Source organism: Bacillus sp. DU-106 (genome assembly GCF_004799705.1).
GTDB classification, from domain to species: Bacteria; Bacillota; Bacilli; order Bacillales; family Bacillaceae_G; genus Bacillus_A; species Bacillus_A cereus.
The window spans coordinates 3,974,626-3,989,040 of record NZ_CP026607.1 but is presented as its reverse complement, the minus strand read 5'-3'; the positions used below and the strand labels follow the sequence as shown (position 1 = coordinate 3,989,040).

The window sequence follows — 14,415 nt, the reverse complement described above, 5'->3', positions numbered from 1 at the left end:
CCAGAAAGGATTTTGACAAATGAATGATAAAATTGTCTTTTTTGATATTGATGGAACATTATTAGATCATGATAAAAAAATTCCGCAATCTACACGAGATGCAGTAAAACAGTTACAAGAAAAAGGTGTACATGTAGCAATTGCGACAGGGCGCGCGCCATTTATGTTCGAAGATATTCGTAAGGAACTTGATATACATAATTATGTTAGTTTTAATGGACAATATGTTGTCTTTGAAGATGAGGTAATATTTAATAATCCGTTACATCCAGATGCTTTACATAAGTTTACTCAGTTTGCAAAACAAGAAGGATATCCACTTGTATATCTTGACCATCAAGATATGAGAGCATCAGTGGAATATCATGATTATGTGAAAGAAGGCTTTGGAAGCTTAAACTTTGAGCATCCAGCATATGAGCCTAATTTTTATGAGGAACGTAATATTTATCAAACACTACTTTTTTGTGAAGTAAATGAAGAGGAAAAGTTTATTAATCATTATCCAGATTTTCATTTTATTCGTTGGCATGCATATTCAATGGATATCATTCCGAATGGTGGTTCTAAGGCAAAAGGAATTGAGAAATACATTGAAAAGTTAGGTTTTAATCGTGATCAAGTGTATGCATTTGGAGATGGCTTAAATGATTTAGAAATGATCGAAGCCGTTGGCACAGGTATTGTGATGGGAAATGGCCATGAAGACTTGAAAAAACTTGCAAATCATGTGACAAAGGATGTTAATGAAGACGGTATATATCATGGACTAAAGTGGGCTGGATTGCTATAACTGAATATGGAACCCATTTCATAATAAAAAGGCGGAAGATTAACTTCCGCCTTTTTATTATTATCGCTCTAGAGGTTTGGAATCATCAGGAGCGGCAAAAGGATTTTCTTTATTGATATGGTCATAGAACATAACGCCATTTAAATGGTCAATCTCGTGCTGAAATACGATTGCTGGTAAACCTTTTAAACGTAATTTTACTTCTTCTCCGTTAATAGAAGTTGCTTTTACTGTAATTCTTGTATAACGAGGAACATAACCAGGTACTTCGCGGTCTACAGATAGACAGCCTTCACCACCCTGTAAATATGTACGTTCAACAGAATGGCTAATGATTTTTGGATTGAATAATGCATGGCTATATAATGTACCATCCGCATCGGTTACATGAACTGCAATCATTTTTTTTGAAACACCGATTTGCGGAGCCGCTAATCCGATTCCAGGGCGTAAACTATATTTTTCAGCCATTTCAGGATCTTGGCTATTTATTACGAATTCAATCATTTCTTTTAAGGTAGTTGTATCTTCTTCGCTTGCCGGTAAGGACACCTCTTCTGCAACGTTGCGCAAAATAGGATCTCCTTCGCGAATAACATCTTTCATTGTAAGCATATGTAATCTCTCCTTTCCTCTTTAGTCTACCAAAGGAGATGGAAAAAGTCATCGGCAAGAAAGGGAAGGCATTTTGGAAATCGTTCTATTATAGAGTAGTTATGTATGTGGTAAACAGAAAAAGACGGCAAAGCCGTCTTTTTCTTTCCATAGTTGTTTCGTTTTACAATTAGCGAATGCAAGCAGCACCAACGATAATTAAAAGAATAAACAACACAACGATTAAGGCGAAGCCGCGTCCAGACCCGCCACAAGAACCGCCATAACCGTAGGAAGGATATGAACAAGTTGGATAGCAATATGAGTATCCGTACATGAGATGACCTCCTTTATCATTTCCCGCTAATACTGCGGTTACTATAATGTATGGAAGAGAGGGTAGAAATGTATAGGTATTTACCTAAAAAAGGAAGAGTAGTTTGTATATTTTTGTTACGAAGAGAGAAAAACTAAAGAGAATTAAATCGTTTACATATTATTCTAAGAGAAAAAATAAGTGAAAAAGGGAATAATATAACAGTAGGTCAATGCTTACTAATACAGATGTAAAAAATAAAAACACGTTTGTGTAGTAGAAACCTGCATATTATTTATAAAAAAACGTATTCAAAGTAATTGACATCGTAATTAGAATAGTTGTAAACTAAAAAACGTGATCAAGATTGTATTAATATGTTTCTGAAAAAACATTAGTACAGATTGTTAGGTACACAAAATTATTCTCAACCGACATACAAACATGTTGGTTTACATCGTTGCGCTTTTTAAACTGGAAAATAGCCAGTGAAAGCGTTTCAGAATATGGTTCAAGAGAGGAAGAGGTGAACGGAATGGGTACTAAAACAAAAAAGACCCTATTTAATGTTGATGAGCAAATGAAAGCTATCGCAGCTCAATTTGAAACATTACAAATTTTAAATGAAAACGGTGAAGTTGTGAATGAAGCAGCTATGCCTGAATTATCTGATGATCAATTAAAAGAATTAATGCGTCGTATGGTGTATACTCGCGTATTAGATCAACGTTCTATTTCTTTAAACCGTCAAGGACGTTTAGGTTTCTACGCACCTACAGCTGGACAAGAAGCTTCTCAATTAGCAAGTCATTTCGCACTTGAAGCAGAAGACTTCATCTTACCAGGATACCGTGATGTACCACAATTAGTATGGCACGGATTACCATTATACCAAGCATTCTTATTCTCTCGTGGACACTTCATGGGTAACCAAATGCCTGAGAATGTAAATGCATTAGCTCCACAGATCATTATCGGTGCGCAAATCATCCAAACTGCTGGTGTTGCGTTAGGTATGAAACTACGTGGTAAAAAATCTGTTGCAATTACTTACACTGGTGACGGTGGTGCTTCACAAGGTGACTTCTACGAAGGTATGAACTTTGCAGGTGCATTCAAAGCTCCAGCAATCTTCGTTGTTCAAAACAACCGTTATGCAATCTCTACTCCAGTAGAAAAGCAATCTGCAGCTAAAACTGTAGCACAAAAAGCAGTAGCAGCAGGTATTTACGGAATTCAAGTAGACGGTATGGATCCATTAGCTGTATACGCAGCAACTGCTTTCGCTCGTGAGCGCGCAGTAAATGGCGAAGGCCCTACTTTAATCGAGACTTTAACATTCCGTTACGGTCCACATACAATGGCTGGTGATGACCCAACTCGTTACCGTACAAAAGATATCGAAAACGAATGGGAACAAAAAGACCCAATCGTACGCTTCCGTAAGTTCTTAGAAGCTAAAGGCCTATGGTCTCAAGAAGTTGAAGAGACAGTAATCGAAGAAGCAAAAGAAGATATCAAACAAGCAATTGCTAAGGCTGACCAAGCTCCAAAACAAAAAGTAACTGATTTAATGGAAATCATGTACGAAAAAATGCCTTACAACTTAGCTGAACAATATGAAATCTACAAAGAAAAGGAGTCGAAGTAAGCCATGGCTCAAATGACAATGATTCAAGCAATCACTGATGCTTTACGCGTTGAAATGAAAAATGACCCTAACGTACTTGTATTTGGTGAAGACGTTGGTGTAAACGGCGGTGTATTCCGTGCTACTGAAGGTTTACAAGCTGAATTTGGTGAAGATCGTGTAATGGATACTCCACTTGCAGAGTCTGGTATTGGTGGACTTGCAGTTGGTCTTGCACTTGAAGGATTCCGTCCAGTTCCAGAAATCCAATTCTTCGGTTTCGTTTATGAAGTAATGGATTCAATTTCTGGTCAATTAGCTCGTATGCGTTACCGTTCTGGTGGACGTTGGACTGCTCCAGTAACAGTTCGTTCTCCATTCGGTGGTGGTGTTCATACTCCTGAACTTCATGCTGATAGCTTAGAAGGATTAGTGGCTCAACAACCTGGTCTAAAAGTTGTTATTCCATCTACTCCATACGATGCTAAAGGTCTTTTAATCTCTGCGATTCGTGACAACGATCCAGTTATCTACTTAGAGCATATGAAATTGTACCGTTCATTCCGTCAAGAGGTACCAGAAGGTGATTACACAATTGATTTAGGTAAAGCTGATATCAAACGTGAAGGTACAGATGTATCTGTTATCGCTTACGGTGCTATGGTTCACGCTGCATTAAAAGCTGCTGAAGAACTTGAAAAAGAAGGTATCTCTTTAGAGGTTGTTGACTTACGTACAGTTCAACCATTAGATATCGAAACAATCATCGCTTCTGTTGAAAAAACAGGTCGCGTAGTTGTAGTTCAAGAAGCTCAAAAACAAGCTGGTATTGCAGCTAACGTTGTAGCGGAAATTAACGACCGTGCAATCTTAAACTTAGAAGCTCCAGTTGTACGTGTTGCAGCTGCTGATACAGTATTCCCATTCTCTCAAGCAGAGAGCGTATGGTTACCAAACCACAAAGATATTGTTGAAGCTGTAAACAAAGTAATGAACTTCTAATTTTTAGCTTTTCATGTGCAAAAGAAATCAGCACATGCTGGTTTCTTTTGTACATATTCCATAATAATGAAATGAATCAGGGGGCTGAATTCCGTGGCATTTGAATTTAAACTACCAGATATCGGTGAAGGTATCCACGAAGGTGAAATCGTAAAATGGTTTATTAAACCAGGCGATGAAGTAAACGAAGACGATGTACTTCTTGAAGTACAAAATGATAAAGCAGTAGTAGAAATCCCTTCTCCTGTTAAAGGTAAAGTACTTGAAGTACTTGTAGAAGAAGGAACAGTTGCAATCGTAGGAGATACATTAATTAAATTTGATGCTCCTGGATACGAAAACCTTAAATTTAAAGGTGACGATCATGATGAAGCTCCAAAAGCTGAAGAAGCAGCAGTAGAAGCTCCAGCAGCGGAAGCTACTCCAGCAGCAACTGCAGAAGTAGTAAATGAGCGCGTAATCGCTATGCCATCTGTTCGTAAATACGCTCGTGAAAAAGGTGTAGACATTCATAAAGTAGCTGGTACTGGTAAGAATGGCCGTATCGTAAAAGCTGACATCGATGCATTTGCAAATGGTGGACAAACTGTAGCAGCAACTGAGGCTCCAGCAGCAGTAGAAGCTACTCCAGCAGCAGCGAAAGAAGAAGCACCAAAAGCACAACCAATCCCAGCTGGTGAATATCCAGAAACTCGTGAGAAAATGAGTGGTATCCGTAAAGCGATTGCGAAAGCAATGGTTAACTCTAAACACACAGCTCCTCACGTAACATTAATGGACGAAGTAGATGTAACAGAACTTGTTGCTCACCGTAAGAAGTTCAAAGCAGTAGCAGCTGACAAAGGTATTAAATTAACTTACCTTCCGTACGTTGTTAAAGCTTTAACATCTGCATTACGTGAATACCCAATGTTAAACACTTCTTTAGACGATGCATCTCAAGAAGTAGTTCATAAACATTACTTCAATATCGGTATCGCAGCTGATACAGACAAAGGTCTATTAGTACCAGTTGTTAAAGATACAGATCGTAAGTCTATCTTCACAATCTCTAACGAGATCAATGATCTTGCTGGTAAAGCACGTGAAGGTCGTCTAGCTCCAGCTGAAATGAAAGGTGCTTCTTGCACAATTACAAACATTGGTTCTGCAGGTGGACAATGGTTCACTCCAGTTATCAACCACCCAGAAGTAGCAATCCTTGGTATCGGCCGTATCGCTGAAAAACCAGTTGTGAAAAACGGTGAGATCGTTGCAGCTCCAGTATTAGCATTATCTCTAAGCTTTGACCATCGTTTAATTGACGGTGCAACTGCTCAAAAAGCGTTAAACCAAATTAAACGTCTATTGAATGACCCACAATTATTAGTAATGGAGGCGTAATAACAATGGTAGTAGGAGATTTCCCAATTGAATTAGATACAGTCGTTGTTGGTGCAGGTCCTGGTGGATACGTTGCGGCAATTCGTGCAGCACAATTAGGTCAAAAGGTAGCAATCATTGAAAAAGCTAACCTTGGTGGCGTATGCTTAAACGTTGGATGTATTCCTTCAAAAGCGTTAATCAATGCAGGTCATCGTTATGAGAATGCAATGCATTCTGATGACATGGGTATTACTGCAGAAAACGTAAAAGTTGACTTTACAAAAGTTCAAGAATGGAAAAACGGCGTAGTTAAGAAATTAACTGGCGGTGTTGAAGGCCTTCTTAAAGGTAACAAAGTTGAAATCATTCGCGGTGAAGCTTACTTCGTAGATGCTAATACATTACGCGTTATGACTGAAGATGCAGCTCAAACTTATACGTTTAAAAATGCTGTTCTTGCAACTGGTTCTACACCAATCGAAATTCCAGGATTCAAATACTCTAAACGTGTTATCAACTCTACAGGTGCTTTAAGCTTACCTGAAATTCCTAAAAAACTTGTTGTAATCGGCGGCGGTTACATCGGTATGGAATTAGGTACTGCATATGCTAACTTCGGTACAGAAGTTACTGTAGTAGAAGCTGGCGATGAAATCTTAGCTGGTTTCGAAAAAGCTATGAGCTCTGTTGTTAAACGTGCTCTACAGAAAAAAGGTAACGTAAATATCCATACAAAAGCTATGGCTAAAGGCGTTGAAGAAACAGAAACTGGCGTAAAAGTTAGCTTTGAAGTTAAAGGTGAAATCCAAACTGTAGAAGCAGATTACGTATTAGTAACTGTAGGTCGTCGTCCAAACACTCAAGAAATCGGTCTTGAGCAGGTTGGAGTTAAAATGACTGACCGCGGCATCATCGAAATCGATGAGCAATGTCGTACAAATGTACCAAACATCTATGCAATCGGTGATATCGTTCCTGGACCACCATTAGCTCACAAAGCTTCTTACGAAGGTAAAGTAGCTGTAGAAGCAATTAGTGGCCATGCATCAGCTATCGATTACATCGGAATTCCTGCAGTATGCTTCACTGATCCAGAATTAGCATCTGTTGGTTACACTAAAAAACAAGCTGAAGAAGCTGGAATGACTGTAACTGTATCTAAGTTCCCATTCGCTGCTAACGGTCGTGCATTATCATTAAACAGCACTGACGGTTTCTTACAACTTGTAACACGTAAAGAAGATGGTCTTCTTGTAGGTGCTCAAGTTGCAGGTGCAGGTGCTTCTGATATTATCTCTGAGATTGGTTTAGCTATCGAAGCTGGAATGACAGCTGAAGATATCGCTCAAACAATCCATGCTCACCCAACATTAGGTGAAATCACAATGGAAGCAGCTGAAGTTGCTCTTGGAATGCCAATTCACATTGTAAAATAATTTAAGTAATGTAAATAGCCCTTCTCTTATTGTAAGAGAGGGGCTATTTTTATTTTCATCAAATGACTTGCAAGGTCTTTAAACGTACTTGTCGAATGAATATATAATACTTTAACAAATGATTCCGGCTTAACTTACTTCAAAGGTAATATATATCATCCTATAATATGTAATTGATTCAAACGTACCCCCATATATTAATAAAATAGAGCATGTCAAAGGAGAAGGTTCCATGAAAATATTACATGTTATATTTTATCATTTACTACTATGGAGTGGCTTTTCCACTGTATTAACATTATCGAATGGTGATAAGTTTCATTATAAAGTTATTCTTTTTTTCGTATTTCTATATTTAGCCTATGTAATAGCATATTTTGTATTGCACGTAAGAAAGCAAGCTTTATTTCTTACATGTTCGAATTGTATATTATTTTTAATCATATTATCTATTTTTTAAATTAGCGTTTATAAAAATACATTGTTCGTCCATTAAATAATTGTAACTCTCCTTCTAATTTCTTCGCTAAAAAACGGCAAAATTCATTTGCTTTCCCTTTGTCACCAAATGTTGCATTAGGTGGTAAAGAAACTTGGATGAAAGATTGTTCATTTTCTATACCAACACCAATATAAATTGAGTCATACCGGTCGTGATTGGATTGAAGTTTTAATGTTGTTGTAGATGTATCTAAAATTTCATAAGGAAAAGCGGTATTTGTATACGTGTAATTAATTTGGGCACCAGTTTTAGAAGTAACTGTTTTATAATAATGAAAAAGTTGTTTTATATCATCTATTGAAACTGATTGTTGGTTGGATTTCGGTACAAGCGTAATAAAGGCGTGTTGCATATAAGTTCCCCCTAACTTAGTAGAATACTATTATTCTACATCCTACTGAATTTTTTGACAATTAAAAGGAGTATTACATGTTTTGTTTAATATACTATTAATGAAACGTGATGTAGAAAGGTGGAAACCAATGTTTGAAAAATTGTATGATGAGCATGAAAGTGTGAAGGTACGATTTTTAGGGTTTATGACACATGATACACGTTATGATTTTGGTGTTATTTATACAAATATGTTTTTTGGAAAGCCGCTCATTGTTTGTATGCAAACAGGAAGGTCTACTTTACTCGGACGAGATGATGTAGAGAATGTTCAATATATACAGGAGATTTTTAAATTAGGATCAGAAGAGGAAGCAAAGGAGTTAGCTCAGTTTTTCAAATTTCTAGTTCCGTCAACTTCTTTACATGCGGAATATGAAGAATAATTAATGTGAAACAGTCGTACTTATAAATATGGCTGTTTTTTATTTGAATATCGCATACTAATTTAAATTTAAAATATTTAATGTGTTATACTAAAAACCTATTGACGTAAAAAGTATAACATATTAAAATAAAGACAGAAAGTTAAGCGGTTACAAAAAGTTTTTGGGATTATAAACTTAGGGGGAAATGAAAAATGGGAACAATCGTATGTCAAGATTGTGAAGGTACAATTGCACACTTCGAAGATGAGAAAGTAACGGTACTTTACGGGAAATGTGGATCTTGCGGATGTGATCACACAGAGCATACAAAAGCCCAATAATTGATAGGAAATGGACAGCTAAAAGTTTTTAGGACCATAAACTTAGGGGGAAATGAAAAATGGGAACAATCGTATGCCAAGTATGTGAAGGAACAATCGGACATTTTGAAGATGAGAAAACGACGGTACTTTACGGAAAATGCGGAACAAATTGTGACTGTGCTAGAAAAGATAATGCGAAAGCTTAATGATAAATAAATAGATTACTATTGAAACTCAGGGGGAAATGAAAATGGGAACAATCGTATGCCAAGTGTGTGAAGGAACAATTGGACATTTTGAAGATGAAAAATCAACAGTACTATACGGGAAATGTGGATCTCATTGCGAATGTGACCATAAAGAACATACAAAAGCTTAATAATAAGAAAAAGCGCCTACATGTGTAGGCGCTTTTTTAATAAATTGTAGTTGTATGACCAACTGTTGCAACGATTGCATCATCCCTAATCGGAATAAAGCTTATGGAGGTCTGTGGTGTACTAGAAGAAGCGTATTGGCTCATTATACGACTATCGATACGGGTAATAGTATCGGTCAAGAAAGCTGAAATAAAAGCGTAAGGGACTCGTCGTTCATTTAATGAATAAATAATTTCTTCTTTTGTTTTTACACCTACGCCATGCCCGTAAAAAAAGAAATTTCCTAAATAGATTGTATTTTCTCCTTGCCATTCAATCGTAGCTGGATTTACTTGTGGGTTTTTAAAGTAAACGAGGTCACCTGGAACAAGATCGCCACCGTTTTTTGTTATGAGCCTTAGATCTTGGTCGTAGTCCCATGTATAAAGTAAAAGGTTTGCAAATAGACGATTGAAAGTTTCTTCCTCATACAATGATAGTAAAGCTTTATAAAAAATAATGATCATAGCGGTTGCGCATTCAGTTCCATATAGTTTTCCGTTTTTGAAAATATCCTGTATGGCAATAGAAGGTGGTATGTTTGGAAGAAGCTCGAATCCTCCAAGAGACGTTCTTTTCCAATACTGGGGGTTGCAAAAGGATTGCTGAAATGTACGAAACTGAAATCCACTTTGAAAAAGCTCTAGTGCAGAGATAATAATATTAACTCGTAAATTGAGATCAAAGCTGAGTTCATCAGCTGTTCGGAAGGAATAAACTTCTTGATTTCCTGCCATTATTGATAAAATTTGTTGTTTCTCTGCTGCAAATGGCTCGTATTCATTTGTAATATAAGGATGTACAATAGAACGGCCTATTACAATCATAATAGTATCCCCACCTATACGTTACATTCTTAAGTATCGTATGAAGAAAAGGAAAAAAGGTGAAAAAAAAGCCTATCAACTGATAGGCTTGTACTCTTTAATAACACGTAATGTTTGTAATGTCATATCTTCAGGACCTTGTACAGGTAAACCTGCTTCTAAGTTTTTACGAATATACTCTAAGTTTTCTTGTGTAATAATTTCCCCCGGAGTAAAGATTGGAATCCCTGGCGGATAAACCATAACAAAATCAGCTATAATACGCCCCGCTGCATTTTCAAATGGAATGACTTCTGTTTCCGAATAAAAAGCATCTCGAGGAGAAAGTGCTAGCACTGGAATTTCTGGAATCTCTACTTGTACTTGAACACCTTTATCTGCCCTATTTCTAAATGTTGCTGCTAAATCTTGTAATGCTGCAATAAGTGTATTTGTATCACTTTCTGTATCTCCCAAAGTGATAAGACATAGTATGTTGTATAGATCTGAGAGTTCTACTTCAATGTTATATTGCTCTCTAAGCCATACTTCAGCTTGGTGGCCGGTAATACCTAAATCTTTTACAGATACAATTATCTTTGTAGGATCATAGTTAAAGGTAGCATCTGTACCTAACATTTCTTTTCCAGGACAGTAAAGATGCTCAATAGAATTTATAGCATCACGAACATGCTCAGCTAATTGTATTGTTTGTTCTATGAGTGCTGTTCCTTCTGTAGCAAGACGTTTTCTCGCAACATCAAGGGATGCTAACAAGATGTAAGAAGTTGATGTGGTTGTAAGCATGCTAATAATAGATTGGACATGCTTTACATTCACTAAGCCTTCTTTCACATTAAGAATAGAACTTTGAGTTAAAGAGCCTCCTAATTTGTGAACACTTGTTGCTGCCATATCCGCACCAGCTTGCATCGCTGACATAGGTAATTCATCGTGAAAATGAATATGAACACCATGAGCTTCGTCGACTAGTACAGGGATGTCATAAGAATGTGCTAATTGTACAATCTGTTCTAAGTCTGCAGCAAACCCAAAGTACGTTGGGTTAATAACAAGTAAGCCCTTTGCATCTGAGTGCTCTTCAAGTGCTTTTTTGACAGATTGAATTGTGATTCCATGAGAAATACCGAGCTTCGGATCGATTTCAGGATGCATGAAAATCGGTTTTGCACCTGAGAAAATAATAGCTGACATTACTGATTTATGCACGTTTCGTGGTACTAGGATTTTGTCACCAGGACCGCAAACGCTCATCACCATTGTCATAATAGCGCCACTTGTACCTTGAATAGAAAAGAAAGTATGATCTGCACCGAATGCGGCTGCTGCTAAATCTTGTGCTTCTTTAATCATACCTTTTGGATGATGTAAATCATCGAGTGGCGCAATATTAATTAAATCAATTGCTAATGCATTATGCCCAATAAATTCGCGAAATGTAGGATCCATGCCCTGTCCTTTTTTATGACCAGGAATATGGAATTGAATTGGATTTCGCTTACTGTGCTCAACTAAAGCGGTAAACAATGGTGTTTCGTATTGGGACAATCTATACACCCCTTCTTCTTCATAATATTTAGTGTAATTTGTTTTATATAATCCTGCTCTAAAAAAGTGTAGCCCTTTTTAGAATAAGGCTTGTTTTTCTGCCATTCAAAAAATCGTTTTTGAGATGGTAGCTTCACTTTATTTTCTATAAAACAAAAGCATTATATCACCAATAATTATAGATGTATAGAAAAAAATCTTTTTAAGGTGAGTATGTTTAATAGTTAGCCTCAACTAATGAATAGAGGAAGACAATTCCATTAAAATGAATAAATAGTGTATAATGCAGAGTGGCTATAATGAAGAATAAAATATTCTCTTTAAGATAGCATAATGAAACAAGAAGAAATGATAAATGAGGTGCAAAATGGAATATCAATATCCGTTAGATTATGATTGGTCAAATGAGGAAATGGTTACAATGGTGAAGTTTTATGAAGCGATTGAGAAAGCTTATGAAAAAGGAATTATAAGAGAAGAGTTAATGGGTTTATATCGTCGTTTTAAAGAGATTGTTCCATCGAAAGCAGAAGAAAAGAAAATTGATAAAGAATTTCAAGAAGTAAGTGGATACTCTATATATCGTGCTATTCAAAGGGCAAAAGAAGTCGAAGAACAAAAGCTTGTAAAAATGTAAAAAATATTTTGAAAAATAAAAACTGAAGTGATATAATGTGATAACAACTAAAAACGGACAATATAAATTGTCCGTTTTCTACTATCGATTACAAAGTGCATATAAAGGAAGGAGTGATTGCATCGTAGATTCAATCTTAGCAAGGAATTGTTCGTTGGTCATTGCTGAAAACTCCTCTGGTGATATATGAATACCAACTAATAATTCTGCTTTTTTTACAGTAGCTAATCGTTCAATCATCTTTTGTAAGTCTTCGGTTTCAAGTGTTTTATGTAATTTCACACTTGGTTTAGTATGGTCAATGGACCAAACGAAGTCATTTGGAATATTTGTTTTTAAATCATTTAAATGTTCTAAGAAGGCATGAGCCGTCTCAACTTTTTGTGGACACTCATAGATTAAACCAAAGTATATGAAGGCATGAGTACCCCATAAGCCGATTTGGAAATGCGGTAGCATTTTATATCCTCGTTTATTTGTTGAAAAAGCAACCCAAGTATCGTTTGGTGGATTGACTTTGCGGCGTGCGTGTTTTGCAACATGATAAAAAAAGTTCTCATCAGTTTGTTTGGATAAGTATTCTGCAAATTGTTCCCCTAAAGCTTCTAGCTTAGGATGAATGTTCGTTTTAATTGCACTCATTCGTTCTTCGAGACCATCAACTGTAAAGACATCAAAATCAGTTGACTTGAATGTTTGTATTGTCATGATTGTTCCTCCAACTCCTATTTTGCTTTTATTTTAGCATAGCTTGTACTATTCATAAAAAAAACAGCACAAAAAAATTTAAATAAAAAAATATAATTTTGTTGCATAGATGATTTATCCAACATAGTATAGTATAAAACAAAAAATCAGAAAATTGAATTAATTCTAGTCCGAGGGCAGACGAATATTGGGAGGAGGCAAATAATATGAGACAGGTGATTAATGCGTTAAAGAGAACAGATGCTGAAAAGAGAATACCGGTGCTACGTTTGGAGCTAGATTATGAATTAGCAACTTTATATGATGCGATGATGGAAGATGATAACCAGAAAAAAGAAGAGTGTGTACAAAAGTTAGAAGTATTAAGACTTGAAATGATTCGTTTAGAAGCGTAATAATAGTATATGTATAAAAAATTAGTTGGTGCGAACCTTATAAAGGGTTCGTTTTTTCTGTGAACAGTATAGATCGGAGTGTTTAAACATGCAAGAAGTATGGAAAGACATCGATGCACACGCCAAACGGTGGATTCGGGATGCAGGAGAGCATTTAATGGCATCAATGAAAAAAGCACTTATTATAGAAACAAAATCAAATGCAGCTGACTTAGTTACAAATATGGACCGAGAGATAGAACAGTTTTTAATTGGGAAAATTAAAGAAACATTCCCGAATCATAATATTTTAGGAGAAGAGGGTTATGGAGACGAGATAACGTCTTCTGACGGGGTTGTTTGGTTAATTGATCCAATTGACGGCACGATGAACTTTGTTCATCAAAAAAGAAATTTTGCGATTTCAATTGGGATTTATGAGAACGGTATCGGAAAGATTGGACTTATATATGATCCAGTGCATGATGAACTATATCATGCAGTCAAGGGATCTGGAGCTTTTTGTAATGATATATCAATTCCTCCATTGGAAAAAGGAACTGTAGAGCAAGGTATTGTAGCTTTAAATGCGATATGGCTTACAGATAATCCATTGCTTAATATGGAAAGTATGATGGCACTTGTTAAGAAAGCAAGGGGCACAAGGTCATATGGCTGTGCAGCATTAGAGATGGTATACGTTGCAACAGGAAGAATAGATGCATATGTAACGCCGAGATTATCACCATGGGATTTTGGCGGAGGGCAGATAATTGTAGAAGAAGTTGGAGGTAAGGTGACGACATTCTCTGGAGCGCCACTTTCTATCATAGAGAAGAGCAGTGTGTTAGTTGCAAAACCAGGAGTGTATGAAGAAGTGTTATCGTTTATATGAGAGCAACAAAAAAAGTAAGAGGCTGTGTATAAGCTTCTTACTTTTTAGCGTTATTGTGATTTGCGCATTTTTCTTTTTGTTACAAAACCGTATCCAACTGTAACAAATGTGCCGATAATGCAAATAATAATACCGATTGGACTATTTTCAGCAATCATAATGCCGATACCGATTAAGAAAATAACACCGATAATTGCAGTTAATAAAAAGCGATATTGAATGTGTTCCATTTCTTCACCCTCCAATCTCATTTTACTTTCACAAAAGTAAGAATACAACTATATT

The 14,415-nt window shown here is 36.4% G+C and carries 20 protein-coding genes; 13 read left to right on the top strand and 7 right to left on the bottom strand.

The window, feature by feature from the left end; all coding sequences use genetic code 11:
• The first annotated feature begins 19 nt into the window (after positions 1-19).
• A complete protein-coding gene (locus C3Y97_RS20085) occupies positions 20-793 on the top strand; it encodes a Cof-type HAD-IIB family hydrolase (protein WP_000998268.1) in 774 nt (257 codons plus the stop codon).
• Positions 794-853: 60 nt separating this feature from the next.
• On the opposite strand, the gene def is transcribed toward C3Y97_RS20085, so the two are convergent.
• Positions 854-1,408: a peptide deformylase gene (gene def / locus C3Y97_RS20080; protein ID WP_000957048.1), complete on the bottom strand. Its 555-nt coding sequence runs from the start codon at positions 1,406-1,408 to the stop codon at positions 854-856.
• Between the two features lie 169 nt (positions 1,409-1,577).
• The gene (locus C3Y97_RS20075) at positions 1,578-1,724 is read right to left on the bottom strand and encodes a YjcZ family sporulation protein (RefSeq protein WP_000274562.1); all 147 of its coding nucleotides are present in this window, start codon (positions 1,722-1,724) and stop codon (positions 1,578-1,580) included.
• A 514-nt stretch (positions 1,725-2,238) separates the two neighbouring features.
• On the opposite strand from C3Y97_RS20075, the gene pdhA reads away from it, so the two are divergent.
• The 5 genes from pdhA to C3Y97_RS20050 all read left to right on the top strand — a co-directional run bounded on the left by pdhA (position 2,239) and on the right by C3Y97_RS20050 (position 7,596).
• Positions 2,239-3,354, top strand: a complete 1,116-nt coding sequence (gene pdhA / locus C3Y97_RS20070) for a pyruvate dehydrogenase E1 component subunit alpha (protein ID WP_000536895.1) — start codon at positions 2,239-2,241, stop codon at positions 3,352-3,354.
• 3 nt (positions 3,355-3,357) lie between these two features.
• On the top strand, positions 3,358-4,335 hold the full coding sequence (gene pdhB / locus C3Y97_RS20065) for a pyruvate dehydrogenase complex E1 component subunit beta (RefSeq protein ID WP_000068168.1): 978 nt from the start codon (positions 3,358-3,360) through the stop codon (positions 4,333-4,335).
• Positions 4,336-4,428: 93 nt separating this feature from the next.
• Positions 4,429-5,718, top strand: a complete 1,290-nt coding sequence (gene pdhC / locus C3Y97_RS20060) for a pyruvate dehydrogenase complex dihydrolipoyllysine-residue acetyltransferase (protein ID WP_000863419.1) — start codon at positions 4,429-4,431, stop codon at positions 5,716-5,718.
• 5 nt (positions 5,719-5,723) lie between these two features.
• Positions 5,724-7,136: a dihydrolipoyl dehydrogenase gene (gene lpdA, locus C3Y97_RS20055; RefSeq protein ID WP_000260104.1), complete on the top strand. Its 1,413-nt coding sequence runs from the start codon at positions 5,724-5,726 to the stop codon at positions 7,134-7,136.
• Between the two features lie 232 nt (positions 7,137-7,368).
• Positions 7,369-7,596, top strand: coding sequence for a hypothetical protein (locus tag C3Y97_RS20050; RefSeq protein ID WP_000697469.1), 228 nt, complete (start codon positions 7,369-7,371; stop codon positions 7,594-7,596).
• 1 nt (position 7,597) lies between these two features.
• On the opposite strand, the gene C3Y97_RS20045 is transcribed toward C3Y97_RS20050, so the two are convergent.
• Positions 7,598-7,990, bottom strand: coding sequence for a DUF1885 family protein (locus C3Y97_RS20045; protein WP_001163299.1), 393 nt, complete (start codon positions 7,988-7,990; stop codon positions 7,598-7,600).
• Between the two features lie 130 nt (positions 7,991-8,120).
• Here C3Y97_RS20045 and C3Y97_RS20040 point away from each other — a divergent pair, with 130 nt between their 5' ends.
• From C3Y97_RS20040 to C3Y97_RS20025, 4 genes are all read left to right on the top strand, one after another.
• Entirely contained in the window at positions 8,121-8,417 is a 297-nt protein-coding gene (locus tag C3Y97_RS20040) for a DUF3055 domain-containing protein (RefSeq protein WP_000462038.1), read from the top strand.
• 194 nt (positions 8,418-8,611) lie between these two features.
• Positions 8,612-8,740, top strand: coding sequence for a GapA-binding peptide SR1P (locus tag C3Y97_RS20035; RefSeq protein WP_000536778.1), 129 nt, complete (start codon positions 8,612-8,614; stop codon positions 8,738-8,740).
• Between the two features lie 59 nt (positions 8,741-8,799).
• Entirely contained in the window at positions 8,800-8,928 is a 129-nt protein-coding gene (locus tag C3Y97_RS20030) for a GapA-binding peptide SR1P (RefSeq protein WP_000536803.1), read from the top strand.
• 44 nt (positions 8,929-8,972) lie between these two features.
• A complete protein-coding gene (locus C3Y97_RS20025; RefSeq protein ID WP_000536796.1) occupies positions 8,973-9,101 on the top strand; it encodes a GapA-binding peptide SR1P in 129 nt (42 codons plus the stop codon).
• Positions 9,102-9,137: 36 nt separating this feature from the next.
• On the opposite strand, the gene C3Y97_RS20020 is transcribed toward C3Y97_RS20025, so the two are convergent.
• The gene (locus C3Y97_RS20020; RefSeq protein ID WP_000635337.1) at positions 9,138-9,968 is read right to left on the bottom strand and encodes a protein-glutamine gamma-glutamyltransferase; all 831 of its coding nucleotides are present in this window, start codon (positions 9,966-9,968) and stop codon (positions 9,138-9,140) included.
• Positions 9,969-10,043: 75 nt separating this feature from the next.
• Positions 10,044-11,516 carry an arginine decarboxylase gene (gene speA / locus C3Y97_RS20015; RefSeq protein ID WP_000084899.1) on the bottom strand — a complete coding sequence of 491 codons (1,473 nt, stop codon included), beginning with the start codon at positions 11,514-11,516 and terminating at the stop codon, positions 10,044-10,046.
• A gap of 367 nt (positions 11,517-11,883) precedes the next feature.
• Here speA and C3Y97_RS20010 point away from each other — a divergent pair, with 367 nt between their 5' ends.
• The gene (locus C3Y97_RS20010; protein ID WP_000456562.1) at positions 11,884-12,153 is read left to right on the top strand and encodes a UPF0223 family protein; all 270 of its coding nucleotides are present in this window, start codon (positions 11,884-11,886) and stop codon (positions 12,151-12,153) included.
• Positions 12,154-12,234: 81 nt separating this feature from the next.
• Here the strand turns inward: C3Y97_RS20010 and C3Y97_RS20005 are convergent, their stop codons facing one another.
• Complete coding sequence (locus C3Y97_RS20005) at positions 12,235-12,861, bottom strand: YktB family protein (RefSeq protein ID WP_000155317.1); 627 nt, start codon at positions 12,859-12,861, stop codon at positions 12,235-12,237.
• Between the two features lie 206 nt (positions 12,862-13,067).
• Between C3Y97_RS20005 and C3Y97_RS20000 the strand changes: the two genes are divergently transcribed.
• Complete coding sequence (locus tag C3Y97_RS20000; protein ID WP_001250165.1) at positions 13,068-13,256, top strand: hypothetical protein; 189 nt, start codon at positions 13,068-13,070, stop codon at positions 13,254-13,256.
• An 88-nt stretch (positions 13,257-13,344) separates the two neighbouring features.
• Positions 13,345-14,130, top strand: coding sequence for an inositol monophosphatase family protein (locus C3Y97_RS19995; RefSeq protein WP_001158701.1), 786 nt, complete (start codon positions 13,345-13,347; stop codon positions 14,128-14,130).
• 50 nt (positions 14,131-14,180) lie between these two features.
• Here C3Y97_RS19995 and C3Y97_RS19990 read toward each other — a convergent pair whose 3' ends face one another.
• Positions 14,181-14,360 (bottom strand): DUF5325 family protein, encoded by a 180-nt coding sequence (locus C3Y97_RS19990; protein WP_000400127.1) that lies wholly within the window; start codon positions 14,358-14,360, stop codon positions 14,181-14,183.
• Between the last annotated feature and the right edge of the window lie 55 nt (positions 14,361-14,415).